This window comes from Arthrobacter sp. Y3221160 (assembly GCF_059092585.1).
Window position 1 is genome coordinate 1707349 of the sequence record NZ_JBNHHU010000001.1, and the last position, 25744, is coordinate 1733092.

The window sequence follows — 25744 nt, forward strand, 5'->3', positions numbered from 1 at the left end:
TGCCGCCCGCCGTGCGGTATTCCCCGGCCCGCAGTCCCTGACCTCCGCCGAACCATGGCGAATTCGCCTGCAGGAGAATACGCTCTATTTCACAAGGCTGCGTGGCACAAAGCGTAACGGAAGCCGGGCGGCCAGTGCGTCTACCAGAATGGGAGGCTCATGCCGATGCCCAAGGACGAAAACCGGCGGCGCCACCGGCGCGCGACAGCCCGCGTGGGGGTGGCGGTGACGCTGGCGCTGGGAGCCACGCTGCTGGCGGGCTGCAGCCCCGAGGATGGAACTCCCACCCTGACCTGGTACATCAACCCCGACGACGGGGGGCAGGCGACCATCGCGGAACTGTGCACCGATCAGGCGGACGGCGCGTACCGGATCGAGACGTCGCTGCTGCCCAATGACGCGGCCTCCCAGCGGGAGCAGCTTGCCCGGCGCCTTGCGGCCGGCGATTCGTCGTTGGACATCATGAGCCTGGACCCGCCGTTCATCCCCGAACTGGCCGAGCCCGGGTTCCTGGCGCCGGTCCCGGACGATGTTGCGGAGCGCACCACGCAGAACGTGGTGGAAGGCGCGCTCGCGGGGGCCACGTGGAAAGACGAGCTGGTCGCCGTCCCGTTCTGGGCCAACACCCAACTGCTGTGGTACCGGAAGTCGGTGGCCGAAGCCGCCGGCCTGGACATGACGCAGCCGGTCACGTGGCAGCAGCTGATGGATGCCGCGGCCGAGCAGGAGAAGTTCCTGGGCGTCCAGGGCCAGCGCGGCGAGTCCATGACCGTGTGGCTGAACGCGTTGGTCGAGTCGGCGGGCGGTCAGATCCTGGAGAACCCCGAGGCGGACGCCGATCAGATAGAGCTGGGGCTGGCCAGCGATCCCGGGACGGCTGCGGCGGAGGTCATCTCGACCATCGGCCGGGAGGGGCTGGGCGGCCCGGGGCTGCCGACCCAGGACGAGAACAACTCCATGATCCTGTTCCAGGGCGACGAGGGCTCGTTCATGGTCAACTGGCCGTTCGTCTGGCCGGCCACGAACACCGCCGCGGAAGAAGGCACGGTGGACCCCTCGCTGATCGAGGACATCGGCTGGACCCTGTACCCGCAGATGAACGAAACCGACCCCGCCGCTCCGCCGCTGGGCGGCATCAATCTGGGCGTCGGCGCCGCGAGCGAGCATCCCGACTTGGCCTACGCGGCCATCGAGTGCATCGTCACCCCGGAGAACCAGGCCGAGTACTTCATCACCAACGGCAACCCGCCTTCAAATACGGAGGCCTACGAGGATCCGCGGATCGAGGAGTCCTTCCCGATGGCGGACACCATCCGCGAGTCCCTGGAGTTGTCCGCGCCGCGGCCGCAGACCGTCTTCTACAACGAAGTTTCCACCAGCCTGCAGCAGAATTTCGCCCCGCCGTCGCAAGTGGATCCGGCCACGACGCCGCAGGAAACCTCAGACTTCATCGTCTCCGTTCTACGGGGGGAGAACCTGCTGTGAGCACCTCGATCGAAATTCCCAACCGGCCCGCCAGCGGGACCGGACGGGCCGGACGGCGGCGCGCGGTCCAGCAGTACAGCGACCGTGCCAAGGCCGAGCGGCGGCTGGGCTGGCTGCTGGCCGGTCCCGCCTTCGTCATCATGCTGGCCGTCACCGCCTACCCGATCCTGCAGGCCGTGTTCGACTCGCTCTTCAGCTACCGCCTCACCGCGCCGGACGAGCGCGAGTTCATCGGGCTGGCCAACTACGGCGTGATCCTCACGGACATCGTCTGGTGGCGGGACCTGGGCGTCACGCTGCTGATCACCGTGGTGACCGTCGTCGTCGAACTCGTCCTGGGCTTCGCGCTGGCCTTGGTCATGCACAAGGCGCTGAAGGCGGTGCGAGGCTGGCTGCGCACCGCGATCCTGGTCCCGTACGGCATCATCACCGTGGTGTCCGCGTTCGCCTGGTTCTACATGTTCGATATCAACTCCGGCTTCGTGAACTCATGGTTCGACTGGGTGCCCGGGATTGATCCCGACCTGAACTGGTTCGCCAACACCGGAACATCGCTGAGCGTGATCATGGCCAGCGAGATCTGGAAGACCACGCCGTTCATCTCGTTGCTGCTGCTCGCCGGCCTGGCTCAGGTACCCGACGAACTCACCGAGGCGGCGGAGGTCGACGGCGCCACCTGGTGGCAGCGGATGCGGCGCGTGATCCTGCCGAACATGAAGGCGGCGATCATGGTGGCCGTGCTGTTCCGCGCGCTGGATGCGTTCCGCATCTTCGACAACGTGTTCATCATGACCAACGGCGCGTTCGGCACCGAGGTGCTGTCGCTGCTGGCCTACCGGACCTCGATCGGGCGGCTGGAAATCGGGCTGGGTTCGGCGGTGTCCGTGCTGCTCTTCGTCTGCGTACTGCTGATCTGTTTTATCGCCGTCAAGCTGTTCAAAGTGGACCTCGCCGGCCAGAGAGGAGGCAAGTGATGAGAGCGTCGCGGACCAAGGAGCGGGTCATCTGGACCATCATCTCCGTGCTGGTGCTTATTTATGCGCTGTTCCCGGTGGCGTCCATCCTGGCCACCTCGTTCAAGCTGCCCAGCGAACTGACCTCCGGACAGTTCCTGCCCAACACCTGGACGGGTTCGAACTACGAGCAGATCCTGGTCGGCTCGGCGCAGGAGCTGTTCCTGAGCTCGCTGCGGAACTCGATCGGCATCGCGCTGATTGCGACCTTCATCGCCGTCGTGCTGGCCACCTTGTGCGCCTACGCCATCGCGCGGCTGGATTTTCCCGGCAAGAAGGTCATCCTGACCACCGCGCTGGCGGTGTCCATCTTCCCGGTGATCTCGATCGTCACGCCGCTGTTCAACATCTGGCGGAACATCGGCCTCTATGACACCTGGCCCGGGCTGATCATCCCCTACCTCTCGCTGACCCTGCCGATCTCCATCTGGACCCTGGCCGCGTTCTTCCGCCAGATCCCTTGGGAACTGGAACAGGCCGCACAGGTTGACGGGGCCACCACCTGGCAGGCGTTCCGCAAGGCCATCGTGCCGCTGGCCGCACCCGGTGTCTTTACGACGGCGATCATCGCCTTCTTCATCGCGTGGAACGACTTCGTCTACGGCATTTCGCTGACGTCCACCGAAGCGGCGCGGCCGGTTCCCGCGGCGCTGGCCTTTTTCACCGGCGCCTCCCAGTTCGAATCCCCCGTCGGCGCTATTTCCGCGGCGGCCATCATCGTCACCATTCCCATCGTGCTGCTGGTCCTGCTGTTCCAGCGCCAAATCGTCTCCGGCCTGACCCAAGGCGCCGTCAAGGGCTGAGCCCGCGGCAGGAAAGGAAATCCCATGGCATCGATCACGCTGCAGAACCTCGTCAAGGAGTACGGCGACGGTTTCGCCGCCGTCAACGACGTCAGCATCGACATCGCCGACGGCGAGTTCATCATTCTGGTGGGACCGTCCGGCTGCGGCAAGTCGACCCTCCTGCGCATGATCGTGGGGCTGGAGGACATCACCTCCGGCGACCTGTTGATCGACGGCGAGCGCGTCAACGAAAAGGCCCCCAGGGACCGGAACCTGGCCATGGTGTTCCAGAATTATGCCCTCTACCCGCACCTGACCGTGTTCGAGAACATCGCGTTCCCGCTGCGCCTGGCCAAGGGCAAGTTCACCGAGGACGATATCCGGAGGCGCGTCACCGACGCCGCGAAGACCTTGGAACTGACCGACCACCTGGAGCGCAAGCCGGGGAACCTGTCCGGCGGCCAGCGGCAGCGCGTGGCCATGGGCCGGGCGATCGTGCGCCAGGCCGATGCCTTCCTGTTCGACGAGCCGCTGTCCAACCTGGACGCGAAACTGCGGGGCCAGATGCGCTCCGAGATCTCGCAGATGCAACGGCGGCTGGGAGTCACCAGCGTCTACGTCACGCACGACCAGACCGAGGCGATGACCCTTGGCGACCGGGTGGCGGTGCTGAAAAAGGGCTTGCTGCAGCAGATCGCTTCCCCGCGGGAACTCTACGAGCAGCCCGTCAACCTGTTCGTGGCGGGCTTTATCGGATCGCCCTCCATGAATTTCCTGCCGGCCACCCTGGAGGGCAACGTCCTGAAGACGCCGATCGGCGACATCCCCGTGTCCGGTGACAGGGCCAGGGCGGCCGAAGGCAGGAAGGTGGTGCTCGCGGGTTTGCGGCCCGAGTTCTTTGAGGACGCCTCCCTGGTGGAAGAACACAAGAAGGACCGGGGATCCACGTTCATGGCCGAACTGACCCACACCGAGTGGCTGGGCAACGAGCAGTACGGCTACATCAACTTCGACCCGGACCCCGCCGTGCGGGAGCTGCTGAATTCGCTGGCCAGCGAGATGGACGCCGAGGAACTGCGGCCGCAGATCGTGGTCACGCTGGACGCCGCCAGCCGGATTCGCGGCGGGCGCTCCGCCGAACTGTGGCTGGACACCCGAAAGATGCATCTGTTCGACCCCGAGACCGGTGAAAACCTGACCCGTGATGCCTCGGCCGGCGCGGCGCTGACGGAGGAAGCCAACCGTGCCCGGGCAGAGGAAATCGCCGAAGCCCGCGAACGGGAAGCCTCCACGGCCGGCCAGCCGGCCTGAATTCCGGCCAGCCGCAGAACTGGGGTAAACTCGGTTTCGTTGTTGACCGGATCCGCCTGCACGGCGGATCCTGTGCGGGCGTAGCTCAATGGTAGAGCGCTAGCTTCCCAAGCTCGATACGCGGGTTCGATTCCCGTCGCCCGCTCCACACGCACTGCGCACCCCGGCCCCTCGGACCGGGGTGCCTTTGTTTGTCCCATCCCTGCGGGAAGCGGCCGTCCTACTCGTCGTCGTCCGCCACGAAGCCGGCACGGTCGATGGCCCGGTGGTAGTGCATGCCCGCGGCACCGCCCAGAAGCGATCCGGCGAGACTCGCCAGCAGCACCACGGCCAGCGCCACCAGGCCCGGCACCGCCAACTGCCCGATGGGGCGGTCGATCACCGGCGCCGGTCCCGTCAGCAGGCCGAGCCCGCCGGCGGACAGCCCGATCACGCCCGCGATGACCGCCATGACCAGGCCCCAAAGCCAGACCGCGAAGCCCTGCCGGACGCCATCGAAGCGCGCCATCCGTCCGGCCACGTAGCCGCCGGCAAAATAGGCGATCAGGATGCCGGCCGCCAGTGCCGCCCCCGCGATCATGGCGTCCGGCCCGTTGCCGGCGGAGATGTCGTCCAGCCTGCCGCGCACGTCGGCCTCGTTGGCGAGGCCGAAAACCGCGGCGGCACCGGCGGCGACCGCGGTGAGCAACACGATCAGGGCCGTGGCGGCCAGCCAGCCGAAGAACGCAGACCCCAGCCTCAGCCCGCCGTAGGCATTGTGCTGCCGCTGGTACAGCAAGTCCTCGTCGAGGGTTGGTTCGGGCCGGTAGGCGCTGGTGTCCCGGTAGCCCCGCTCGGTATACATCCCGTCATCCGGGCTCCCGCCGACGGCGTCCGGGTCCATGTCGTCCGCCGTGGGCCGGGGGCCGAACACGGCCGTCTCCGGAGGGTCGTTGCGGGTGCGGTCCTGGCCCGCCACCGGCATGGCCTCGGTCGGCGGGGGTTCGGCCTGCGCGGGCTCGGTCCCGCCGTCCCGCGGTTCGCGGGCGGCTGCCGGAACATCGTCGCCCGGCCGCACCCCGCCGTCCCGCCGGCTGCTGCCGATTTCCGAACTCATCACATGCCTCCTGCGTCGATCGCCCTCGCTGAAGCAGGTTGTTGCCCCCTGTGGGTACACCCTAGACCTGCCGCCGGCGGCGGGCCAGATCGGGAACCCTTTCGGGGGCGGCCGGGGCGGGGACTAAACTGGTAGGCGATGATGCGCAAAATGTTCAAGTCCAAGATCCACCGTGCCACGGTCACGCACGCGGATCTCCACTACGTCGGGTCCGTGACCGTGGACCTCGACCTGCTGGACGCCGCCGATATCCTTCCCGGCGAGCTGGTCTCCATCGTGGACGTCACGAACGGCGCCCGGCTGGAGACGTACACCATCGCCGGCGAACGCGGATCGGGCGTGCTGGGCATCAACGGTGCCGCCGCCCACCTGGTGCACGAAGGCGATCTCGTCATCCTGATTACCTATGCCGACATGACCGACGACGAGGCCAGGTCCTTCGTGCCGTCGGTGGTGCACGTGGACGCCGGCAACAGGATCGTGGACCTGGGCTCCGACCCGGCGGAGTCCGTGGACGACGGGCTGATGCGCCCGCCGTTCGCGGTCAAGTAACCGTCCCCGGCGGCGCTCAGCGCCGGTGGTACTGCCGGTGCAGCGCGCGGACCTCGTCCGCCAGTTCGCCGGACGGCCCGTCCACCAAGGTTCCCGGCGCCACCTGCTGAATCGGCAGCGCGGCCACCGGCGCCGGCCCGACGCCCCACTCCGCCAGCCACCGGCCCAGCTGTTCGGATGACACTGCGTAGACAATCCGTCCCAAGCCCACCCAGGCGTGCGCCGCCGAACACATCGGACAGTGCTCGCCCGAGGTGTAGACGGTTGCCGCCCTGCGTTCCCCGGGTGGAAGGTTCCTGGCTGCCCAACGGGCAATCTCGAACTCCGGGTGCCGGGTGTGGTCCCCGTCCTTGACCCGGTTGCGGTCCTCGAACACGACGTTGCCGCCCGCGTCGACCAGCACCGAACCGAACGGCTCGTCGCCGTCGTCCAACGCTTCACGGGCCAGTTCAACGCAGCGCCGCAGATGCCTGAGGTCCTCGGTTGCCAGTTCCATGGGCCGATTATGGCAGAACGCCCAGCCGCCGGCATGTAACGCAGCTGACACCGGTCCGGGGAACCGCGCCGACAGGTAACGGGCGCCCTCAGCAGGTAACGTAGGGCGGGTGGGAAATTCGACAGTGCTCAGGACCGTGGCCACGTGGCTGCTGTGCCTGATGCTTGCCGTGGCCGCTGCCGCCGTGACGATCATGCTGGTCAATGCGTTCGTGTTCAGCCCGCAGCACCAGGTGAAGGCGTACTTCACAGCGCTGGAAGACGGCGACGGCGGTGCGGCGCTCGGTCTGCTTCACGCAACCGTGCCGGATGCCAACGCCGCCATGCTCGACGGCGCCGCGCTCAAGGCCTCGGTGGAGGACATCGAAGACCTGGAAGTCGGCGATCCGGTGCCGGCGGGCGAGGACAAGGTGGACCTGCCCGTCCATTACACGGTTGGCGGGGCGCCGCACACCTCGACGTTCACGTTGGAAAAGACCGGCACGACGTGGTTCTTTTTCAACCAGTGGTCCTTCGTGCCCAGCACTCTTCCCACCATCAGCGTGGACGTGATCAACGAGAACGAGGCCTCACTGAACGGTACCCGGGTGGCGCTGCCGGAAGGCAGGAATTCCTTTGCGGTGTTCTATCCCGGCACCTTCGAGGCGCACTACGCGAGCGACTACTTCGCCGCCCCGGTCGTGGAATCCGTGCTGACCGGCCCGGAAAACGCGCCGGACGCCCAACTCTCGCTGGCGACGGCGGCCACCCCCAAGCTGGTTCAGGACCTAAGCGCCCAGGTCAACGCCTTCCTCGACTCGTGCGCGGAGCAGCGCGTGCTGCAGCCCTCCGGCTGCCCGTTCAGCGCCGCGATGGACCGCGTCCGGGACGACACCATCAACTGGTCGATCGTGAAGTACCCGGACGTCAAGGTAGAACCCTTCAAGGGCAGCTGGGTGCTGAGCCCGCTGACCGGCGTTGCCAAGCTGAACGTCGTGGAAATCGACTTGTTCACCGGCGCCTCCGTCGAGCGGGAGATCGAGCAGGAATTCGGCTTCACCGGCCGGCTGTCCGTCATCGACGGCAACGTGACCCTGACCCCCGTCGTGGATTACTGAGTCCGCTCCTAACCAGACGCCGGAGGCGGACAGGCTGTCCTGTCCGCCTCCGGCGTTGTCAGTCCTGCCGCGCGGCCGCCTAGTTCAGCCCGCGCAGGTCCAGGGTCATCTCGCCGGTTCCGGAGCCAATCACCACGGGGATGCCCCAGTCCTGCTGGTACAGGTGGCAGGCGGCATGGTCCGGGATCTCGCCGCCGGGTTCGCCGTCGCAGGCCGCCGCCCGTGCGGTGATGTGCAGGACGCCCTCCGCGACCTCGTCGGACAGCACCAGTTCGCGCACCAGCCCCACGGAGGTGCCGGCGCCGGAAACCAGCAGGTTTTCCGGCGAAGAAGAGATCTTCAGCTGCGTCGGGTCTCCCCAGCGGTCATCCAGCTTCTGGCCGGTGGGGGCCGCGAAGCGGACGGTCAGCGCCAGCGGCCCGGCCGAGACCTCGGTCTTGGGCCGCTGCGTCTGCGAGGCCCCCTCGTCCACCTTCAGGGCTTCCTTGGGGACGGGAAGCCGCACAAGCTGGTGCTTGTTCGCTTCCACCACCAGCAGCAGCGGCTCGCCTCCCCCTGCCACGGCAGAGGTGTCCAGCATGACGTCGGACGGCTCGGCCAGACCGCGCGCCAGGGTGGAGACGGTCCCGCTCACCGGGTCGTAACGGCGTACCGCCCCGTTGTAGGTATCCGCCACGGCCACCGAGCCGTCCGGCAGGACGGCCACGCCCAACGGATGCTGCAGCCGCGCCTCGGCTGCCTCCCCGTCGCGGAATCCGAAGTCGAAGAGACCGGTGCCGACGGCGGTGGAGACGTGCGCCCGCTGCTCGCCCTTGACCTCCACGAAGGAAATCTTGCGCAGGGCCGACGTCTCCGAGTCCGCGACCCAAATGCCTCCTGCCGCGTCCTCGGCCAGGCCCGACGACTGGGCGAACCAGGCCGCGGTGGCCTCGCCGTCCTGCAGGCCTTCCAGCCCGGTACCGGCAAGGATGGCGACGGCGCCGGAGGCCGGGTCGAAGGTGAAGATCTGGTGCACGCCGGCCATGGCGATCACCACCGCCTCCAACCGGGTCGACCACAGGACGTCCCACGGCGAGCTGAGCGAGACGGCGAGCGGATCGGCGGGAAGCTGCTCCCGGCCCGATGCGATGGCTTCCGCCAGTTCCTCCCCCAGCGCTTCCCCGGAAGCCGCTTCGTCCGCCACGGATCCGGGACCGGCTTCGGCGAGCCCCGGCGCGGTGCGCTGGGAGCCGGCATCGAGCAGCCGCTGCACGCCGCTGCCGGCGATCGTGGTCACCTCGCCGGTGGCCAGGGACAGGCCGCGGAGGCGGTGGTTCACGGAGTCGGCGACGACGACGTCGTAGCCCGCCTTCCCGCGGATTCCTTCCGGAAGCAAGGCCACGCCCTGGGGCTCGTTGAACTGCGCGGCATCGGCCGGCCCGTCCTGCCAGCCCTTCACGCCCGAACCGTAGGTCCTGAGCACGGTCGACAGGTCCGCGGCCAATTCCACCAGCCGGTGGTGGCCGGTGTCGCTGACCAGGAAGGACCCGCCGGCGGAACCGACACCGTCGGGCAGCGGAATGGCCTTGCCCGGGAAGCGCAGGTCGCCGGCGGTGGTTTCCGCGGGCACGTACGGCCCGTCGCCGCGGTGCAGCGTGCCCTTGGCTTCGTGTTCGGCCACCAGCTCTTCCACCAGCGACGCCAGGCCGCCCGAGTGGCCCTCTCCGGACAGGTGCGCCACGATGTAGCCCTCGGGGTCCACGACCACCAGCGTCGGCCACGCCCGGGCGGCGTAGGCCTGCCAGGTGTCCAGCTCCGGATCGTCGAGTACCGGGTGGTGGATTTCGTACCGCTCCACGGCCGCGGCCAGTGCCACGGGGTCGGCTTCGTGCTCGAACTTCGGGGAGTGCACCCCGACGGTGACCAGCACGTCCTTGTACTTTTCCTCCAACGGCCTCAGCTCGTCCAGCACGTGGAGGCAGTTGATGCAGCAGAAGGTCCAGAAGTCCAGCAGCACAATCTTGCCCCGCAGGTCTTCCAGCCCCAGCTGCTTGCCGCCGGTGTTCAGCCAGTTGCGCCCCACCAGGTCCGAGGCACGGACCCGGTAGTTGCTGCGGATGGTGTCGGCTGCCTCAGTCATCTGGTTTCTCCTTGTGTCCGGCCGGCGTCATCCGGTTCCGGAACGGGCGGCTGCCCGGTGGTGGTTGTCGGAAGTTCATGGTCGCCGGAGTCCGTGCCGGGCCCCGCGGCAGGCCTTGCTGCCCCCGGCGGGACCAGGCGTGCATCCTGCCGGGCCATCTTGGCAAACATATCGTTATAAGCCGCCAGTTCGGCGTCGTTATTCCTATCGGCCGAACGATCTTTACGCTTTGTTTCCCGCGCGTCGGACCGCGACCAGGCAATGGCCACTCCGACGGCGATGCAGAGGGTGGGTATTTCCCCGATGCCCCACATGATGGCCCCGCCCAGCTGCTGGTCGTCCATGGCCGGCAGTCCCCACTCGCGTCCCATGCTGCCGAACCAGGAGGCCTGGATCAGGGCCGTGGAGCTGGTCAGGGCAACGCCGAAGAATGCGTGGAAGGCCATCGTCGCGAACAGCAGCAATAGCCGCAACGGGTAGGGCGCGCGCCGCGGCAGCGGATCCTGGCCGATCATCGAGAGGATGAACAGGTAGCCGGTGAGCAGGAAGTGCAGGTTCATCAGCTCGTGCCCCACGTGCTCGCGCAGGGCGAAGCCGAACAGCGGCGAGTAGTAGAAGATGATGATCGAACCGGCGAAGTTCGCCGCCGCGAAGAGCGGATGGGTGATGACCGCGGAATACTTTGAATGCACCAGCCAGAGGATCCATTCGCGCAGGCCCTTGCTGCCGTCGCGGCGCGGCGGCAGCGCCTTCAGCGCCAGCGTGACCGGCGAGCCCAGGACGAGGAACAGCGGCACCACCATGGTCAGGGCCATGTGGTCCAGCATGTGCGCACTGAACAGCACCATCCCGTAGACTGCCGGCGCCCCCGACGTGACATAGGTGAGCGCCAGCAGGCCGACGATCCAGCTGATGGTCCGGGCCACCGGCCAGCCGTCGCCGCGCCGGCGCAGCCTGGCGGCCGCGACCAGGTAGGCGATGCCGGTGACCAGGGCGAACGTCACCCACAGCCAGTCCCACCGCCAGACGGTCAGCCAGCTGCTCCCGACCAGTTCCGGCGGCAGTTCGTAACCGGTCAGGATGCGCGCCGGGGACGCGTCCGGCGGCAGTTCCTCGGGCGTCGGCGGCGCCGTGCGGGCCAGGGCCGTCGCCACGCCGAAGACCGCCGCCATGATGAGGAGTTCGACGGTGATGAGCTGCCACAGGACGCGCTTGCCGGACTTCGTTGCGAGTTCGGGGATGATCCACTGCCGGTGCATGAAGCCGATGGCCCCCAGCAGCAGCGTGGCGAGGGCCTTGATCACCACGAGCACCCCGTAGGGGGTGGAAAGCTGGTCCAGCGAGGTGATCCGAATGGACGCGTTGATGATGCCGGAGAAGAACACCAGGCCGAAGCTGATCAGTGCCAGCGATGAGTAGCGACGCAGCACCTGCCCGGTGATGTCCCTGGTGCCCAGTGTCCCGGAAATGACCGCGAGGACGATGATTCCGCCCACCCAGAGGCAGGCACCCAGCAGGTGCAGCCCGATCGAGTTGACGGCCCCGTAGTGATCGTCGCCGCCGGCCGAGTGCCCGATCAGGGCCATCGGCAGCAGCCCGCCGATGGTGGCCAGCGCCAAGGTGGCGGCCAGCCCCGGGAGGGAGCGGAGGCCGAAGATCAGCGTGGCCACGACGGCGGCCACTATGGTGATGGCGAGCCAGGCCTGGCCGGTCCCGATGTCCGTCATGAAGCCGATGAATCCGGCGGTGTAGTTGGCGTCCCCGCTCACGGGCAGCCCGGCGACGTCGGAGAAACTGAAGACCAGCACGGCCATGGCCGCCAGCGTCCAGACGACGGCGGCGACCGCGGCCAGCCGCAGCGCGGCCGTGAAGGCGGGATGCTCGGGGCCCTGGTCGCCGTTGCCCGGCCTGCGGCCGGGACGCAACTGCCGGGGAAGGATGCCGACGGCGAAGAGCAGCGCTGCGATGACGGCTGCCAAAGCCGTGTTGTTGGCGGCCTTGGCCACTGGCAGCGCCCATCGGGTCAAGGCGCCGGGGTCGGAGAGCTGGCGGGTGGCGGCCGCCCCGGAGTACAGCAGGGCTGCCGCCAGCGCCAGGACCAGGACGACCGCACCGGCCAGGAGCCATCCCCTGCCGATCCCGTCGGCGGTGATTGCCGCAGGACGCCGGTCAGCCGCAGGGGTCAGCCGCTCAGCCACGACCGCCAGCGCCTCCGCCCCGCTTGCTCATCACGAAGGCGGCCAGTCCGGCCAGGATAGCCAGCGTGCCGGCGCCCAGCGCGAGGAACAGTCCGGCGCCGCCGGCACCGTCCTCTTTCCCGGCAGCCTCGGCGGTGCCGCCGGCCGCGGCTGTGGATGCCGGGGCCGAGGCCGTGCCGCCGGCCGCAAGGGAGAATTTTGTGGTTCCTTCGATCGGATGGCCGTCGCTGGAGACGACCCGCCAGCCCAGCTGGTAGTCGCCGTCGGGCATCCCGTCCTGCAGGGGAATGGTGACCTCACGGCCGCCGAGCACGGGTGCTCCGGCGGCCCAGTCGGTGCCGGCGCTGTCCAGGACCTGGGTGGTGGTGCCGATATCCATCACATTCGCGCTGAATTCCAGCACGATGCTCTCGGGCTGGACGTCGAGGACGGCGCCGTTTTCCGGGGTGGATCCGATCAGTTCGTCGTGGGCCGCGGCCGGGCGCGCCAGCGTCAGCGCCGCCGAAAGCCACAGCAGCATGGCGGCCAAGGCGGCCGCGAGCAGTCGGCGCAGGGCCGCCTGCCGGGCGAGGCGTCGGGCGTCGTCACGGCGCTGCCTGGCTGCCGAAGACCCGGAGGCGGCAACGCGGACGGGTGCAGGGGTGTTCATCAGGGGGTTCATCACGTTCTTTCGTCGGGGGATGCGCGGATGGCGCCGGTCAGAAAGCGTGATGCAGGGGCGGCCCCCGGTGCCGCAGCGAAAGCAGCGGCACTCCAAGCGCGGCGAGGGTACGGACAGTCCGTGCCCCGGGGCTGGCCAGCCTGGCCCGCGGTACCGGATGCCAGCCGTACAGCCGGCGCGGGATTGCCAACAGCACCGTTCCGGCCAGGGCCGCTGCAGCTTGCTCGCCGCGGCGCAGCAGCAGGACCGTTGCAACGGCAGCGGCAAGGTGGGCTGCCAGCATCGCCGGATCCTCGGCCCCGGCCGGCGGGGCCGGTGCGGCCGCCACCCAGTCGCCGGGAGGCAGCGCCGGGCCGTGGCCGGCATGGGCTCCCGCGCCGGGGGTCATTCCCGCCGGGGCGCCGTGGCCCGCCCGGAAAAGCAGGTGGTAGATGGCCTGGCTGCCCCCCACCGCGGCCAGCAGGCGCGGCCAGGACAATGACTTGCCGGCCAGGCCCACGCAGACCAGCCCGGAGAGGGCGAGGGACAGGGACCAGACGGCCAGGGCGGGCGCATGTCCCCCGCCGGCCAGATGCGACAACGCGGCGGCGGAGGTGGCCACGGCAGCGCCGAGCCAGCCGCGCAGCAGCCGCGCTTCCCGCTGGACCATGCCGAGTCCTCCGTCCCGATGCTTCCGGGCGTGCCTGTGGCGCACGCCCCGCCCGGCTATTTTACCGCCGGTAGAAGTTAAGGCGTTAAAGAGCAGGACCGCCACCGGTTGCCGGTGACGGTCCTGCGGAAGCCTGGTGGGAAAACTACTTCTTGGCGACAGCAGCCTTCAGCTTGGAACCAGCGGTCAGCTTCACGCTGTGGCCGGCCGGAATCTGGATGGATTCGCCGGTCTGCGGGTTGCGGCCGGTGCGGGCCGCGCGGTCGGTGCGCTCGACGGCGAGCCAGCCCGGGATGGTGATCTTCTCGCCCTTGGCGACGGAGGTCGCGAAGATGTCGAACACGGCGTCCAGGACACCGTTCACTGCGGTCTGGCTGGTGCCGGCCTTCTCTGCAACAGCTGCAACAAGTTCACTGCGATTGATAGCCAATTTTTGTCCTCCTGGACTGCTTCGGTTTGGTCAGAGCCTCCGCAGGCTGCGGAAAAGCTACTGAGCGAAAACTTACCAGCTTGGCCGCCCCGATCCGGCAAAATCCGCGGAATCTGGCGGAATTTTTAGCGAAATACCCCGATTTCGGGCCGATTCAGCCCCGCGGGGTCCGCTTTTTGCGCCGAGAGCATATGATGGGCCGTTTCCGCGCGCCGCGGCTGCCCCGGTTTCGTGTGGCACGGCTGGCGCGACACGATCACCGCTTCAGCGTGGGAGCTACGGCGATGGACTGTTCCAGCGGTCGATCACGGCCCTCGTTCTCCCCGCTGCCTGCCGGAGCGCTCCGGGCATGGCAAAGGCGGCGGCCCTGCTGGACCGCCGCCTTGATGCAGCTTCACCGGGAAGCCGGCCGGATTTCTACCAGCTGGACTTCTTGATGCCCGGCAGTTCGCCGTTGTGCGCCATGGTACGGAAACGCACGCGCGAGATTCCGAACTTCTGGAGCGTGCCGCGGGGGCGGCCATCGATCTGGTCGCGGTTGCGGACGCGGACCGGGGACGCGTTGCGGGGCAGCTTCTGCAGGCCCAGGCGGGCCTCTTCGCGGGCCTCGTCGGTCGCGTTGGCGTCGACCAGGGTCTTCTTCAGCTCGGCACGCTTCGCGGCGTAACGCTCGACAACGACCTTGCGCTGCTCGTTGCGAGCAATCTTGGACTTCTTGGCCATGTTTAGCGCTCCTCTCGGAATTCGACGTGCTTGCGGATGACCGGGTCGTACTTCTTCAGGACAATGCGGTCCGGGTCGTTACGACGGTTCTTCCGGGTCACGTAGGTGAAGCCGGTGCCGGCGGTGGACTTCAGCTTGATGATGGGACGTACGTCCTTGTCCTTGGCCATTAAAGCTTCACACCCTTCGCGAGGAGCTCGGCGACGACAGCGTCGATGCCGCGGACGTCAATGGTCTTGATGCCGCGGGCCGAAACCTGCAGCGTCACGTTGCGGCGCAGGGACGGAACCCAGTAGCGCTTCTTCTGAATGTTCGGATCGAACCGGCGCTTGTTGCGGCGGTGCGAGTGCGAAATGCTGTGGCCAAAGCCGGGCTCGGCTCCGGTCACCTGGCAGTGTGCTGCCATGATCTCTCCTCCAGTTGTAGTAAATATTGACGGACTTGACGCAGAAACGTAAGTAAAGCGCCTGCGAATCTGCGTGTAAGAGCGCCCGCCACCAGTTGTGACACCGTTATTACTGCGACTTTCCGGAGGTGAACCTGGCGGGGTGAGATCCAGCCGAAGTGCCTCGCCGCGGGGAAGACGGTGAAGTCAGGTGCAATAAGCCGCTTGCCTCCCGGGGGAGGCGCGGCCTATCCGCGACCCTCAATTCTAGGTAAACACGGACGCCACACAACGTTGCCATCCCCCCGCCTGGGCAAGGGGGTGCCAAGTTGCGTGACTTAACGCCTTTCCATCTTAGGGGCAGCGGCGGTTTGGATCAAACCAACGGCCGGTCCCCGACGGCGACAGCGAACCGCGGCTCCGGGAGCAAGGCTCAGCTGTTCAGCCGCGGTTCGCGCAGCACCCAGCTGTTGGGCTCCAACTGCTGCACGATTTTCTTGCCGATGCGTTCCAGGTCCTGCACATCCCGGCGGTCCAGTCCGTCGAAAACCGCCTGCCGCACGGTTTCGACGTGCCCCGGCGCAAGGGCCACGATCGCGTCCATCCCCGCATCCGTGAGCAACGCCATGGTCACCCGGGCGTCATCGGCGCACTGCGCCCGGGTCACCCAGCCGCGGCCCTGAAGCTTCTTGACCACGTGCGAGAGCCGGGACAGCGAAGAATAGGTGCGGGAGGCCAGCTCGCTCATGGGCAGCGACCGGTCCGGAGCCTCGGACAACATGGCCAGCACGTTGTAGTCGAAGAGCGTCAGCTTGCCCTCCCGGTACAGCGGGGCGTCGAGGTTGCCCGGCAACAGGGTGGACACCGCCAGCAAGGCCAGCCAGGCCTGGCGTTCTTCGGGGTCGAGCCAGCGTGCAGAAGTCATGCCTCTATTCTGCCATAAAACTTGAGGCTTCAACTGTTAGGGCCGGCGGGCCGGCACTTCCGCTTCTGCCCGTACGGCACTAGACCCGTCCGGTGGTGTGGAGCCCCGTGAGTTGCGGGTACTTCGCGGTGAGCGAGTCCCCCGAGGACGTGCCGCGCAGCCGGCGTCCCATCCACGGGCCCAGGTGCTCCCGGGCCCACCGGACATTGGCGGCCATCGCGCGCCGGCGGGTCAGCGCCGCCAGGTCCGGCAGCGCCGGCAGGTCGATGATGTCCTCGGCCTGCAGCACTTCCAACACCTTCTTGGCCATCAGCGTGTGCCCGGCCGTGGACATGTGCAGGCGGTCGTCGTCCCAGTAACGCCAGTCGCGGAACTCGCGCATCCGCCAGTAGTCAACGATTTTCGCCCCGTGCAGGTCGGCGATCTCGCGCACCCACTCGTTGTAGATGGCGGTGCGGCCGCGGGTCTTGCTGAAGACCGCCGAGGCCACCGTGTCAAAGCCGGTGAACAGCACGACGTCGGCACCGGTGGCGGCCAGCTTGGCCACGCCGGCTTCGTACCCTGCCATCAGCGCGTCGATGTCCACCCGCGGGCGCAGGAGATCGTTGCCGCCGGCATAGAGGGTGACCAGGGTCGGTTGGAGCGCTACGGCGGCGTCGATCTGGTCGTTCAGTACCTGGGTGATCTTTTTGCCGCGGATGGCAAGGTTGGCATAGCCCCAGCCGGCATCGGCGAGCATCAGCTGCTCGGCTACCCGGTCGGCCCAGCCGCGTACACCATTGGGCAGGCTGGGATCCTTGTCTCCCACCCCCTCGGTGAACGAATCCCCCAAGGCCACAAAACGCTGCGCGAAAGTCACCGGACCAGATTAACAAAGAAACCGTTCCGGCAGCGGCCCGGCGCGGCGCTACGCGACGCTGCGCGGTGCGTACATGATGACGGCGACCCCGGCGAGCGCGAGGCCGGCGCCGATGAAATCCCAGCGGTCCGGCTGGAAACCGTCCAGCAGCATGCCCCAGGCCAGTGATCCGGCGATGAACACTCCGCCGTACGCGGCCAGCACCCGGCCGAAGTTCGCATCCGGCTGCTGGGCGGCGATGAAACCGTACAGGCCCAGGGCCATCACTCCCAAGCCGGCGAACCACCAGTCCCGGCCTTCGCGCACCGCCTGCCAGACCAGCCAGGCGCCGCCGATCTCCGCGACGGCGGCGAGGACAAACAGGATGGCGGATTTGGCGATCGTCATCCATCCAGTATCCCAAGCCGACGGCTCGGCGCCCGCCGCCTCAGCCGCCGGTCAGTTCCCGGACGGCTTCTTCGAAGACCTCGTGGTGCCGTTCGACGTCGGCGCTGGTGGTTTGCGGGCACATCAGGGCCATGTTGTGGAACGGGGTGAGCAGGATGCCGCGGTTGGCCAGGTACAGGTGCAGGAAGTCCTCCAACCCGCCGTCGTGGCTGGCCGCCGACTCCGTGCCGTTGCGGGGCGCCGGGTTGGCGAAGCGGTATTCGGCCCGCGCACCCAACCGGGACACCGACCACGGCAGCGAATACGTATCGATCACCCGCTGCACGCCGGTGGCGAACTCCGTGGCACGCGCGGTCATCGCGGCGAAGGCCTGGTCCGTCAGCACGTGTTCGAGCGTGGCCCGCATGGCCGCGACGGACAGCGGGTTTCCGGCCAGGGTGCCGCCCACGCCGCCCATGTCCACCAGGTCCAAATCGGCCCGGCCCAGTGCCCGTTCGGCCAGTTCCGCGCTGAGCCCGTAGGCGCCGCAGGGGATGCCGCCGCCGATGGATTTGCCGATCACCACCACGTCCGGCTCGAGCCCCCACGCCGCGGTCGCCCCGCCGGGGCCGGCGGAGAAGGTGTGCGTCTCGTCGATAATCAGCAGCGTGCCGTGCCGGCGGGTCAGTTCCCGCACGCCGTCCAGGTAGCCCGGCTCCGGCAGCACGATGCCGATGTTGGTCAGTGCCGGTTCCATCAGCACAGCTGCCACGTCTCCGTAGGCCAGCTGGCGCTCCAGGGCGGCAAGATCGTTGAACTCGGCGACCCTGCTGGTCTCCGTAACGTCCACCGGTGCCCCGACATTGCCCGGGCGGTTCATGCCCTCGCCGTCGGGTCCGGCCACGATCAGCGATTCGTCCACCGACCCGTGGTAGCAGTACGGGTTGAACAGGATCTTGCTCCGGCCGGTCAGGGCCCGGACCAGCCGGATGGCCCACCGGTTGGCATCGGTGGCGGTGAGCGAGAAGCTCCAGCGCTCCACGCCGAACCGGCGGGCCAGCTCCGCCCCCACCCACTCGGCGTCCGCGGTGGGCAGCATGGTGGCCAGTCCCCCGTCGTCGGCGGCACGCCGGATCATCGCCTCGACGGTGGGCTGCGGGGAGTGGCCGGCCATCGCGCCGGTGTCGCCCAGCGCGAAGTCCACGTATTCGAGTCCGTCCACGTCCCACACCCGGCAGCCGCGGGCCCGGGCGAGGTAGAGGGGGAAGCTGCCCGCCCTCTTGTTCATCCATGTCATCGGGACTTTCCCGAAGAGGTGGGACGCGCCGTCGTACAGTGCCTTGGACTGGGGATGCTTGGCCTCGAAGTCCTGCAGTTCGCGCGCGAACAGCACCGCCAGCCGGTTCCGGTCGATCATGAAGGGCTCCTAGTCAGCGAGTCGGGCGGGTCAGCGTGCCGCCAGCATCTTGGCGCGGCGGTGTGCGAGGATCTGCCCGCCGATCACGATCAGCAGCGCGATGATGAACATCGCCGAGCCGATCACGTTCGCCTGGGCGGGGATGCCGCGGGTGGCGGCCACGTAGATGAACTTCGGGAAGGTATCCACGTTGCCGGAGTTGAAGTTGGTGATGATGAAGTCGTCGAAGCTGATCGCGAAGCTCAGCAGGGCCGCCGCCACGATCCCCGGCAGCAGCAGCGGGAAGGTGACCCGCCAGAACGCCTGCATCGGGGAGGCATAGAGGTCGGCCGCCGCCTCCTCCAGCTTCGGGTCGAGGCTGGCGACCCGGGCCTTCACGGTGACCACGACGAAGGAAATGCAGAAGACGGTGTGGGCGATGATGATGGTGCCCTTGCCCAGCTCCGCGCCCACGTTCAGAAACTGCGCCAGCAACGAGGCGCCGAGGACTACTTCCGGGGTGGCCAGCGGAAGGAATATCAGCATGTTGGCGGTGGAATTGAACCGGAACCGGTAGCGGACCAGCCCGATGGCGATGGCCGTGCCCAGGAGGACGGCGATCACCGTGGCAACCGCGCCTATTTGGAGGCTGTTGCCCAGCGCCTGGCAGACTGCCGGGGCGCCGCACGGGTTGGTCCAGTTGTCCCACGTGAAGGCGCGCCAGGTGAGGTTGGTGCGCCCGGCGTCGTTGAAGGAGAACACGAAGACGTAGGCGATGGGGACCAGCAGGAAGACGAACGCCAGGCCGCCGAACACAGGGACCAGCCAGCGGCCGAAGGAGTTTTTCACGTCAGAGCCCCCTACAGCAGTTCTTTGGTGCCGAAACGGCGCACGTAGATGAAGACCAGGGCGAGGATGGCCAGCATCAGCACAAAGGACAGTGCCGAAGCGCCCGGATAGTCGACGATGCGGAAGAACCGGGAGTCGACGACCTGGCCGATCATGGTCGTGTTCTGGTTGTTGCCCAGCAGGGAGGCGTTGATGTAGTCCCCGGCAGCCGGAATGAAGGTCAGCAGCGTTCCGGCCATCACCCCGGGCATCGACAGCGGCAGCGTGACGGTCCTGAAGGTGGTGAAACCGTTCGCGTAGAGGTCGTTGCCGGCCTCGATCAGCCGGGTGTCCAGCCGCTCGAGGTTCGCGTAGATGGGCAGGGTCATGAAGGGCAGGAAGTTATAGGTCAGGCCGCAGACCACGGCGAAGGCGGTGGCCGTGAGCCGCCCGTCCTCCGGAAGCAAGGCGAACGCCCTGAGCACGGAGACCACCGGGCCCTCGTCGGCGAGGATCTGTTTCCAGGCCTGCGTGCGCAGGATGAAGCTGGTGAAGAACGGCGCGATGATCAGCACCAGCAGGATGCCCCGCAGCAGGCCGCGCCCGCGCAGCCTGACCGCGATCAGGTAGGCCATGGGATAGCCGATCAGCAGCGCCGCGGCGGTGGCGACCAGCGCGAACCCGAAGGAACGCAGCAACTCCGGCCAGTAGCTGCCCAGCACCCGCACGTAGTTGTTGAACTCCAGCGCCGGCACGAACTGGCCGATGTCGGCCCCCGGCGGCTTCGTGTAGAGCGAGGTCGCGAGCAGCGAGAACACCGGGAGCACAAAGAACAGCAGCAGGAAGAAGAAGCCGGGCAGGATCAGCCAATAGCCCATCCGCCCCCGGCGGCGTTCCTCCTTAAGCTCGCCGCTGCCGCGTCCCTGATCCGGCGCCGATGACGTGTCTGCGGTGGCCAGCGCACTCATCAGACACCGTCCTCGGGCGCCCCGTACTGCGGTTCCTCGTCGCCGTCGAGGCCGAAGGCGTGTTCCGTGTCCCAGCTGAGCACGACGGCGTCGCCCGGCTGGGCCAGCTGCTGGCCGTGGTTTTGGCTGAAGACGCCCACCGTGCCGATCCCGGCAACCTCTACCAGGTACTCGGTACTGACCCCGGTGAACGAGGTGTCGAGCACGGTGCCGCGCAGGACGTTGGCGGCTTCGGCCGGCGCATCGTCCGGCCACATCATCTTCAGCTTCTCCGGACGGATCCCGATCAGCGCCTTGCCCCGGTGCACGGTCGCGCGCTCCTTCAGCACGGCCAGCCGGTTGCCGTTGGCATTGACGACGACGGCGTCGCCCCGGTCCTCGATGATCTCCCCGGCGACCAGGTTGGATTTGCCCAGGAAGTTGGCCACGAACACGGTGCGCGGCAGTTCATACAGCTCGCGGGGAGCACCCATCTGCTCCACCTTGCCGGCGTTCATGACGGCCACGGTGTCCGCCATGGTCATGGCTTCTTCCTGGTCGTGGGTGACGTGGACAAAGGTCAGTCCGACCTCGGTCTGGATCTTCTTCAGTTCCACCTGCATTTGCCGGCGCAGCTTCATGTCCAGCGCGCCCAGCGGTTCGTCCAGCAACAGCACCGCCGGCTGGTTGACGATGGCCCGCGCCAGCGCCACGCGCTGCTGCTGACCGCCGGAGAGCTGGGCCGGCCGCCGTGCGCCCAGGTGCGACAGCTCCACCAGCGCCAGTGCCTTCTTCGCCTGCTCCTGGGCGTCGCGGACCTTGCGCCGGCGCAGCCCGAACGCCACGTTGTCCAGCACGCTCATGTGCGGAAACAGGGCGTAGTTCTGGAACACGGTGTTGACCGGCCGCTGGTGCGGGCTGGCCTTGCTGATGTCCTTGCCGCCGATGCTGATGCTGCCGGACGTGGGCTGTTCCAGCCCGGCTACCATCCGCAGGGTGGTGGTCTTGCCGCAGCCGGAGGGGCCGAGCAGGGCAAAGAACTGGCCCGCCGGAATGGTCAGGTCCAGGTCATCGACGGCCACGAAATCGCCGAACCGCTTGGTCACGGACGACAGCACCAGATCCGCGCCGCTGTCTTCGCCGACGGCGTGGGCGTGCTCTGTCCTCAGTGGTGCCTGGGTCATCAGTTGCCGATCGCCTGCTGGAAACGGTTGCCGAAGTCGGTTTCCTCGTCGGCCTCCAGGCTGCGGAAGACCTTGACCTTGGCCAGGTCTTCGTCCGTCGGGAAGATCAGCGGGTTGTCGACCAGTTCCGGGTCGATCTTCTCCATGGCTTCCTTGGCTCCCTGCACCGGGCAGATGTAGTTCACGTAGGCCGCTACGGTCGCCGCGTTTTCCGGATCGTAGTAGAAGTCCATCAGCGTTTCCGCGTTCTTCTTGTGCGGCGAGCCGATGGGCACCAGCAGGTTGTCCGACCACAGGGTTCCGCCGGCCTCGGGGAGCGCGAATTGCCACTTGTCGCCCTCCTCGAAGTTCAGCTGCGTGATGTCGCCGGACCAGCAGATCACCGCCAGCGCGTCGCCGGAGATCAGGTCTTCCTTGTAGGAGTTGCCCTTGACCTGACGGATCTGGCCGTCGGCGATCTGCTTTTGCAGGACCTCCAGGGCGGCGTCGTATTCGCTCGTGCCCCAGTCACCGGAAATGTCCACGCCGTTGTCCAGCATGAGCAGGCCCATGGTGTCGCGCATCTCGTCGAGCACTTCCACGCGTCCCTTGAGCTCGGGCTTCCACAAATCGGATACCGTCCGCAGCCCGCCCGGGACCGCTTCCTTGTTCCAGGCAATGCCCGCGTATCCGGACTGCCAGGTCAGGGAGTTCTTCCGGTCCGGGTCGAAGTCCACGTTCTTCAGGGTCTCCAACAGGTTGGCCGCGTTCGGGATGTTCGCGTGGTCCAGTTCCTGGGTGTAGCCGAGCCGGATCAGTCGTGCCGCCATCCAGTCGGTGAGCGTGATGATGTCCTGTCCAATGTCCTGCCCGGCGGCGAGCTGGCCCTGGACCTTTCCGAAGTACGTGTCGTTTCCGTCGATGTCCTCGGAATAGTTGGCCTGGATCCCGGTTTTCTTGGTGAAGGCCTCCAGCGACGGGTAGGTCTGGCTGGAGTCGTCGTAGTCCAGGTACAGGGTCCAGTTGGCCCAGTTGACTTCCTTTTCCTGGTCCGACAGGTCTTCCGCCGGGGACAGCGCACCGGCCGAGCCGGTGTTCGACGAGCCGCCCGTGCCGCCCGTGCCACACGCAGCGAGCAGGCCGGCCAAAGTCAGTCCGCCGGCGCCCATCAGGACGTTCCGGCGGGACATTTGCGCAGCGATCAGGCGTCGCAGGCGTGGGTCTTCAGGTAGTCGTTTCGGCATCTGGTGCTCCTGTTGACGGATCGGGCCTCGCTGGTGCGTCGATACTTGCAGACCGCAGAGACCCCGACAATAGTTTCAGTTGTAAATTTTTGGTTACACGACGAAATCCGAAGCATGCCCCGCTGCCTGCACGTGGATTGTCCCCTCCCGGAGGGCGCATCCGCGAAGTATGCACCCGGCGGACGGAAGGGCCGCACGCGAAAGCTGAAGTGAGCTGCTTCACAAACAGATAGTAGCCTCTAGTTCTGCGTATATCGATAGCCTCCGCGGCGAATCTTTTCGGATTCAGCACTTGCGCTCTCATCACACAACGGATTCAATAGTCAGCAATCCCTGCCGGTGGCGGGTATTCGCTTAGGAGGTGGATACGCTTGACCTTGCTGCCCAGTGCCGGCCACGGCCTCATCGGCAACGGCCACAGCCCTGCGGTTGACGAGGTCTCCAAGGCCATCATCGAGCAACTGCAGGAAGACGGCCGGCGCTCCTACGCCGCCATCGGCAAGGCGGTCGGGCTCTCCGAAGCAGCCGTCAGGCAGCGGGTGCAGAAGCTGATCGACTCCGGCGTCGTGCAGATCGTCGCGGTCACCGACCCGCTGCAGCTGGGGTTTGCCCGGCAGGCCATGCTGGGCATCAAGACAGCTGCCGACCTGCTGGAAGTGTCGGACAAGATCGCCGAACTGGACCAGGTGCACTACTGCCTGGTCACCGCGGGCTCGTTCGACATTCTGGCCGAAATCATTTGCGAAAACGACCAGGATTTGTTGCGGCTGGTCAACCGGATCCGCGGCATTCCCGGTGTCCTGAGCACCGAAACATTCATGTATCTCTCTCTGCGCAAGCAGGAATACAACTGGGGAACCCGATGACACAGACATCAGCATCGCCAAGCACCAGCCTCCCGGGCCAAGGCACGCCCGCCGGCACCACGACCGACGCCCCGATGCGCCGGACCTACACCACTCCGATGGGAACGGACCGCCAGCAGGCGGCCCGCGACCACCTGTGGATGCACATGGCCCGACACTCACCACTGGTTGCCGGCGGCAACGTACCGGTGATAACCCGCGGCGAGGGCCACCTCATCTACGACGACCAGGGCCGCGAATACATCGACGGCCTGGCCGGGCTCTTCGTGGTCCAGGTGGGCCACGGCCGCGAGGAACTCGCGCAGGCGGCCGCCCGCCAGGCCAAGGAACTGGCCTTCATGCCGCTGTGGTCCTATGCCCACCCGGCGGCCATCGAACTGGCCGAACGCCTGGCGCACCACGCCCCGGGCGACCTGAACCGGGTCTTCTTCACCACCGGCGGTGGCGAAGCCGTGGAATCCGCGTGGAAGCTGGCCAAGCAGTACTTCAAGCTGAAGGGCAAGCCCAACAAGACCAAGGTGATCTCCCGCGCCGTCGCCTATCACGGCACCCCGCAGGGAGCGCTTTCGATCACCGGCATCCCGGACATGAAGGCACCCTTCGAACCGCTGGTGCCCGGCGCCTTCCGTGTCCCCAACACAAACCAGTACCGCGCGCCGGCGGGCCTGGAAGATCCGAAGGCCTTCGGCCGCTGGGCCGCGGACCGGATCGGCGAAGCCATCGAGTTCGAAGGCCCGGACACCGTGGCCGCGGTGTTCCTGGAACCGGTGCAGAATTCCGGCGGCTGTTTCCCGCCGCCGCCCGGGTACTTCGAGCGGGTGAGGGAAATCTGCGACGAGTACGACGTTCTGCTGGTTTCCGACGAGGTCATCTGCGCGTTCGGCCGGATCGGTTCCATGTTCGCCTCCACCGACTTCGACTACGTGCCGGACATGATCACCTGCGCCAAGGGCATGACCAGCGGCTACTCGCCGATCGGCGCGATGATCGCCTCGGACCGCCTGTTCGAACCGTTCAAGCATGGCGACACGACGTTCTACCACGGCTACACCTTCGGCGGGCACCCGGTCTCGGCCGCCGTTGCCATGGCCAACCTGGACATCTTCGAACGCGAGGGCCTGAACAACCACGTCAAGGAGAACGCCCCGGCCTTCCGCAAGACGCTGGAAAAGCTGCTGGACCTGCCGATCGTCGGCGATGTCCGCGGCGAGGGCTATTTCTACGGGATCGAACTTGTCAAGGACAAGGCCACCAAGGAGACGTTCAACGACGAAGAGTCGGAGCACCTGCTGCGCGGCTACCTGTCCAACGCGCTGTTCGACGCCGGCTTGTACTGCCGGGCGGACGACCGTGGAGACCCCGTAGTCCAGCTCGCTCCGCCGCTGACCATCGGACAGCGCGAATTCGACCAGATCGAGCAGATCCTGCGCTCCGTCCTCACGGAGGGCATGAACCACCTCTGACCGGCAGCAGGAATCCCGGGGAGGGGGCCTTCCCGGAAACGGCAGGGCGGTGGGTGGCGGGGCCACCCACCGCCCTCATTCGGCTTCGCCGCGGACCTGCCGCAGCCACTGACGCCGCGCGGCCAGGCAAGGCTCGATGTCGGCCACGCTTTCAAGCGCCACCGTCTGCGCCTCGAGCCCGGCCGCCTCGATGATGATGCCGTAACGCCCACGCTCGGCACCGGCCCACCATTTGCCGCCGTCCTGCCAGAGCGCGAATTCCACCCGTTCACCGTCGACGGCGATGCCCACCATGCGCGGTTCCTGGCGGTCCAACTCGTCCAGCTGCCGCAGGTAGGCGTCCTTGTCCTCCACCACGGCGCGGGCGCCCAGCCGCATGGTTCGAATCCTCTGGTTTACCTCGTGGGCCGTGGTCAGGACCTGCGCATACGGCGAACCAAGCCCCGGGTCGCCATGCAGCAGCCCGTGCGGGCCGCCGTCGAAAATCCATTCGCCGACCATGACGCCGCCGTCCCACCCGCGCAGGCCGAAACACGGCAACTCCGGAAAAGTCTCCCGAATGCGCTGCTCCCCTTCGGCCACGATGGCCCAAAATTCGTCCTGGTCCCGCTGTCCCTCAACGCCCATGGAGCAAGTATGGCAGCGGCCTGCCCGGTTTCGCCCGGGAATTTTAGCCGCGGGCGCCGTG

General features: G+C 67.3%; 27 protein-coding genes and 1 tRNA gene. 9 read left to right on the forward strand and 19 right to left on the reverse strand.

Annotated features, from left to right (window positions below):
- Window positions 1-165 precede the first annotated feature (165 nt).
- The 5 genes from AC5RWG_RS07925 to AC5RWG_RS07945 all read left to right on the forward strand — a co-directional run bounded on the left by AC5RWG_RS07925 (window position 166) and on the right by AC5RWG_RS07945 (window position 4742).
- A complete protein-coding gene (locus tag AC5RWG_RS07925) occupies window positions 166-1485 on the forward strand; it encodes an extracellular solute-binding protein (RefSeq protein ID WP_494167108.1) in 1320 nt (439 codons plus the stop codon).
- Complete coding sequence (locus AC5RWG_RS07930; protein ID WP_494166726.1) at window positions 1482-2459, forward strand: carbohydrate ABC transporter permease; 978 nt, start codon at window positions 1482-1484, stop codon at window positions 2457-2459. Before AC5RWG_RS07925 ends, AC5RWG_RS07930 begins: the two co-directional genes overlap by 4 nt.
- Entirely contained in the window at window positions 2459-3301 is an 843-nt protein-coding gene (locus tag AC5RWG_RS07935; RefSeq protein WP_494022333.1) for a carbohydrate ABC transporter permease, read from the forward strand. Before AC5RWG_RS07930 ends, AC5RWG_RS07935 begins: the two co-directional genes overlap by 1 nt.
- A gap of 24 nt (window positions 3302-3325) precedes the next feature.
- Window positions 3326-4594, forward strand: a complete 1269-nt coding sequence (locus AC5RWG_RS07940; RefSeq protein ID WP_494000720.1) for an ABC transporter ATP-binding protein — start codon at window positions 3326-3328, stop codon at window positions 4592-4594.
- A gap of 74 nt (window positions 4595-4668) precedes the next feature.
- Window positions 4669-4742 (forward strand) — tRNA-Gly (locus AC5RWG_RS07945).
- A 72-nt stretch (window positions 4743-4814) separates the two neighbouring features.
- Here AC5RWG_RS07945 and AC5RWG_RS07950 read toward each other — a convergent pair.
- Window positions 4815-5690 carry a hypothetical protein gene (locus tag AC5RWG_RS07950; RefSeq protein ID WP_494166727.1) on the reverse strand — a complete coding sequence of 292 codons (876 nt, stop codon included), beginning with the start codon at window positions 5688-5690 and terminating at the stop codon, window positions 4815-4817.
- 138 nt (window positions 5691-5828) lie between these two features.
- Between AC5RWG_RS07950 and panD the strand changes: the two genes are divergently transcribed.
- Window positions 5829-6242, forward strand: a complete 414-nt coding sequence (panD, locus tag AC5RWG_RS07955; RefSeq protein WP_494000722.1) for an aspartate 1-decarboxylase — start codon at window positions 5829-5831, stop codon at window positions 6240-6242.
- A gap of 16 nt (window positions 6243-6258) precedes the next feature.
- On the opposite strand, the gene AC5RWG_RS07960 is transcribed toward panD, so the two are convergent.
- A complete protein-coding gene (locus AC5RWG_RS07960) occupies window positions 6259-6738 on the reverse strand; it encodes a nucleoside deaminase (protein WP_494000723.1) in 480 nt (159 codons plus the stop codon).
- A gap of 109 nt (window positions 6739-6847) precedes the next feature.
- Here AC5RWG_RS07960 and AC5RWG_RS07965 point away from each other — a divergent pair, with 109 nt between their 5' ends.
- Window positions 6848-7834 carry a hypothetical protein gene (locus AC5RWG_RS07965; RefSeq protein WP_494166728.1) on the forward strand — a complete coding sequence of 329 codons (987 nt, stop codon included), beginning with the start codon at window positions 6848-6850 and terminating at the stop codon, window positions 7832-7834.
- A gap of 79 nt (window positions 7835-7913) precedes the next feature.
- On the opposite strand, the gene AC5RWG_RS07970 is transcribed toward AC5RWG_RS07965, so the two are convergent.
- The 16 genes from AC5RWG_RS07970 to AC5RWG_RS08045 all read right to left on the reverse strand — a co-directional run bounded on the left by AC5RWG_RS07970 (window position 7914) and on the right by AC5RWG_RS08045 (window position 22727).
- On the reverse strand, window positions 7914-9953 hold the full coding sequence (locus tag AC5RWG_RS07970) for an NHL domain-containing thioredoxin family protein (protein ID WP_494000725.1): 2040 nt from the start codon (window positions 9951-9953) through the stop codon (window positions 7914-7916).
- On the reverse strand, window positions 9950-12151 hold the full coding sequence (locus AC5RWG_RS07975; protein ID WP_494073978.1) for a bifunctional copper resistance protein CopD/cytochrome c oxidase assembly protein: 2202 nt from the start codon (window positions 12149-12151) through the stop codon (window positions 9950-9952). The genes AC5RWG_RS07970 and AC5RWG_RS07975 overlap by 4 nt, the downstream gene beginning before the upstream one ends.
- A complete protein-coding gene (locus tag AC5RWG_RS07980) occupies window positions 12144-12800 on the reverse strand; it encodes a copper resistance CopC family protein (RefSeq protein ID WP_494073977.1) in 657 nt (218 codons plus the stop codon). The genes AC5RWG_RS07975 and AC5RWG_RS07980 overlap by 8 nt, the downstream gene beginning before the upstream one ends.
- A gap of 49 nt (window positions 12801-12849) precedes the next feature.
- Window positions 12850-13461 (reverse strand): hypothetical protein, encoded by a 612-nt coding sequence (locus AC5RWG_RS07985; RefSeq protein WP_494000728.1) that lies wholly within the window; start codon window positions 13459-13461, stop codon window positions 12850-12852.
- Window positions 13462-13606: 145 nt separating this feature from the next.
- Complete coding sequence (locus AC5RWG_RS07990; RefSeq protein WP_136785733.1) at window positions 13607-13891, reverse strand: HU family DNA-binding protein; 285 nt, start codon at window positions 13889-13891, stop codon at window positions 13607-13609.
- 417 nt (window positions 13892-14308) lie between these two features.
- Window positions 14309-14614: a 30S ribosomal protein S14 gene (gene rpsN / locus AC5RWG_RS07995; protein ID WP_127512988.1), complete on the reverse strand. Its 306-nt coding sequence runs from the start codon at window positions 14612-14614 to the stop codon at window positions 14309-14311.
- Window positions 14615-14616: 2 nt separating this feature from the next.
- Window positions 14617-14784 (reverse strand): 50S ribosomal protein L33, encoded by a 168-nt coding sequence (gene rpmG, locus AC5RWG_RS08000; protein WP_127512989.1) that lies wholly within the window; start codon window positions 14782-14784, stop codon window positions 14617-14619.
- Window positions 14784-15020 (reverse strand): 50S ribosomal protein L28, encoded by a 237-nt coding sequence (rpmB, locus tag AC5RWG_RS08005; RefSeq protein WP_136785732.1) that lies wholly within the window; start codon window positions 15018-15020, stop codon window positions 14784-14786. The genes rpmG and rpmB overlap by 1 nt, the downstream gene beginning before the upstream one ends.
- A 412-nt stretch (window positions 15021-15432) precedes the next feature.
- Window positions 15433-15924, reverse strand: coding sequence for a MarR family winged helix-turn-helix transcriptional regulator (locus tag AC5RWG_RS08010; RefSeq protein ID WP_494012910.1), 492 nt, complete (start codon window positions 15922-15924; stop codon window positions 15433-15435).
- Window positions 15925-16003: 79 nt separating this feature from the next.
- Window positions 16004-16783, reverse strand: a complete 780-nt coding sequence (locus tag AC5RWG_RS08015) for an SGNH/GDSL hydrolase family protein (protein ID WP_494000730.1) — start codon at window positions 16781-16783, stop codon at window positions 16004-16006.
- Between the two features lie 48 nt (window positions 16784-16831).
- Window positions 16832-17170 (reverse strand): YnfA family protein, encoded by a 339-nt coding sequence (locus tag AC5RWG_RS08020; RefSeq protein WP_494000731.1) that lies wholly within the window; start codon window positions 17168-17170, stop codon window positions 16832-16834.
- A gap of 40 nt (window positions 17171-17210) precedes the next feature.
- Window positions 17211-18566 (reverse strand): transaminase, encoded by a 1356-nt coding sequence (locus tag AC5RWG_RS08025; protein WP_494000732.1) that lies wholly within the window; start codon window positions 18564-18566, stop codon window positions 17211-17213.
- A gap of 30 nt (window positions 18567-18596) precedes the next feature.
- Window positions 18597-19394 (reverse strand): ABC transporter permease, encoded by a 798-nt coding sequence (locus AC5RWG_RS08030; RefSeq protein ID WP_494000733.1) that lies wholly within the window; start codon window positions 19392-19394, stop codon window positions 18597-18599.
- Window positions 19395-19405: 11 nt separating this feature from the next.
- Window positions 19406-20341, reverse strand: coding sequence for an ABC transporter permease (locus AC5RWG_RS08035; protein WP_494000734.1), 936 nt, complete (start codon window positions 20339-20341; stop codon window positions 19406-19408).
- Window positions 20341-21504 (reverse strand): ABC transporter ATP-binding protein, encoded by a 1164-nt coding sequence (locus AC5RWG_RS08040; protein WP_494000735.1) that lies wholly within the window; start codon window positions 21502-21504, stop codon window positions 20341-20343. Before AC5RWG_RS08040 ends, AC5RWG_RS08035 begins: the two co-directional genes overlap by 1 nt.
- Entirely contained in the window at window positions 21504-22727 is a 1224-nt protein-coding gene (locus tag AC5RWG_RS08045; protein WP_494000736.1) for an ABC transporter substrate-binding protein, read from the reverse strand. Before AC5RWG_RS08045 ends, AC5RWG_RS08040 begins: the two co-directional genes overlap by 1 nt.
- Window positions 22728-23098: 371 nt before the next feature.
- Here AC5RWG_RS08045 and AC5RWG_RS08050 point away from each other — a divergent pair, with 371 nt between their 5' ends.
- Both AC5RWG_RS08050 and AC5RWG_RS08055 read left to right on the forward strand, forming a co-directional pair.
- Window positions 23099-23593: an Lrp/AsnC family transcriptional regulator gene (locus AC5RWG_RS08050; RefSeq protein WP_494000737.1), complete on the forward strand. Its 495-nt coding sequence runs from the start codon at window positions 23099-23101 to the stop codon at window positions 23591-23593.
- Between the two features lie 74 nt (window positions 23594-23667).
- Window positions 23668-25056, forward strand: a complete 1389-nt coding sequence (locus tag AC5RWG_RS08055) for an aspartate aminotransferase family protein (protein WP_494001304.1) — start codon at window positions 23668-23670, stop codon at window positions 25054-25056.
- A gap of 75 nt (window positions 25057-25131) precedes the next feature.
- Here AC5RWG_RS08055 and AC5RWG_RS08060 read toward each other — a convergent pair whose 3' ends face one another.
- Window positions 25132-25683 carry a hypothetical protein gene (locus AC5RWG_RS08060; protein WP_494012911.1) on the reverse strand — a complete coding sequence of 184 codons (552 nt, stop codon included), beginning with the start codon at window positions 25681-25683 and terminating at the stop codon, window positions 25132-25134.
- Window positions 25684-25744: the final 61 nt, after the last annotated feature.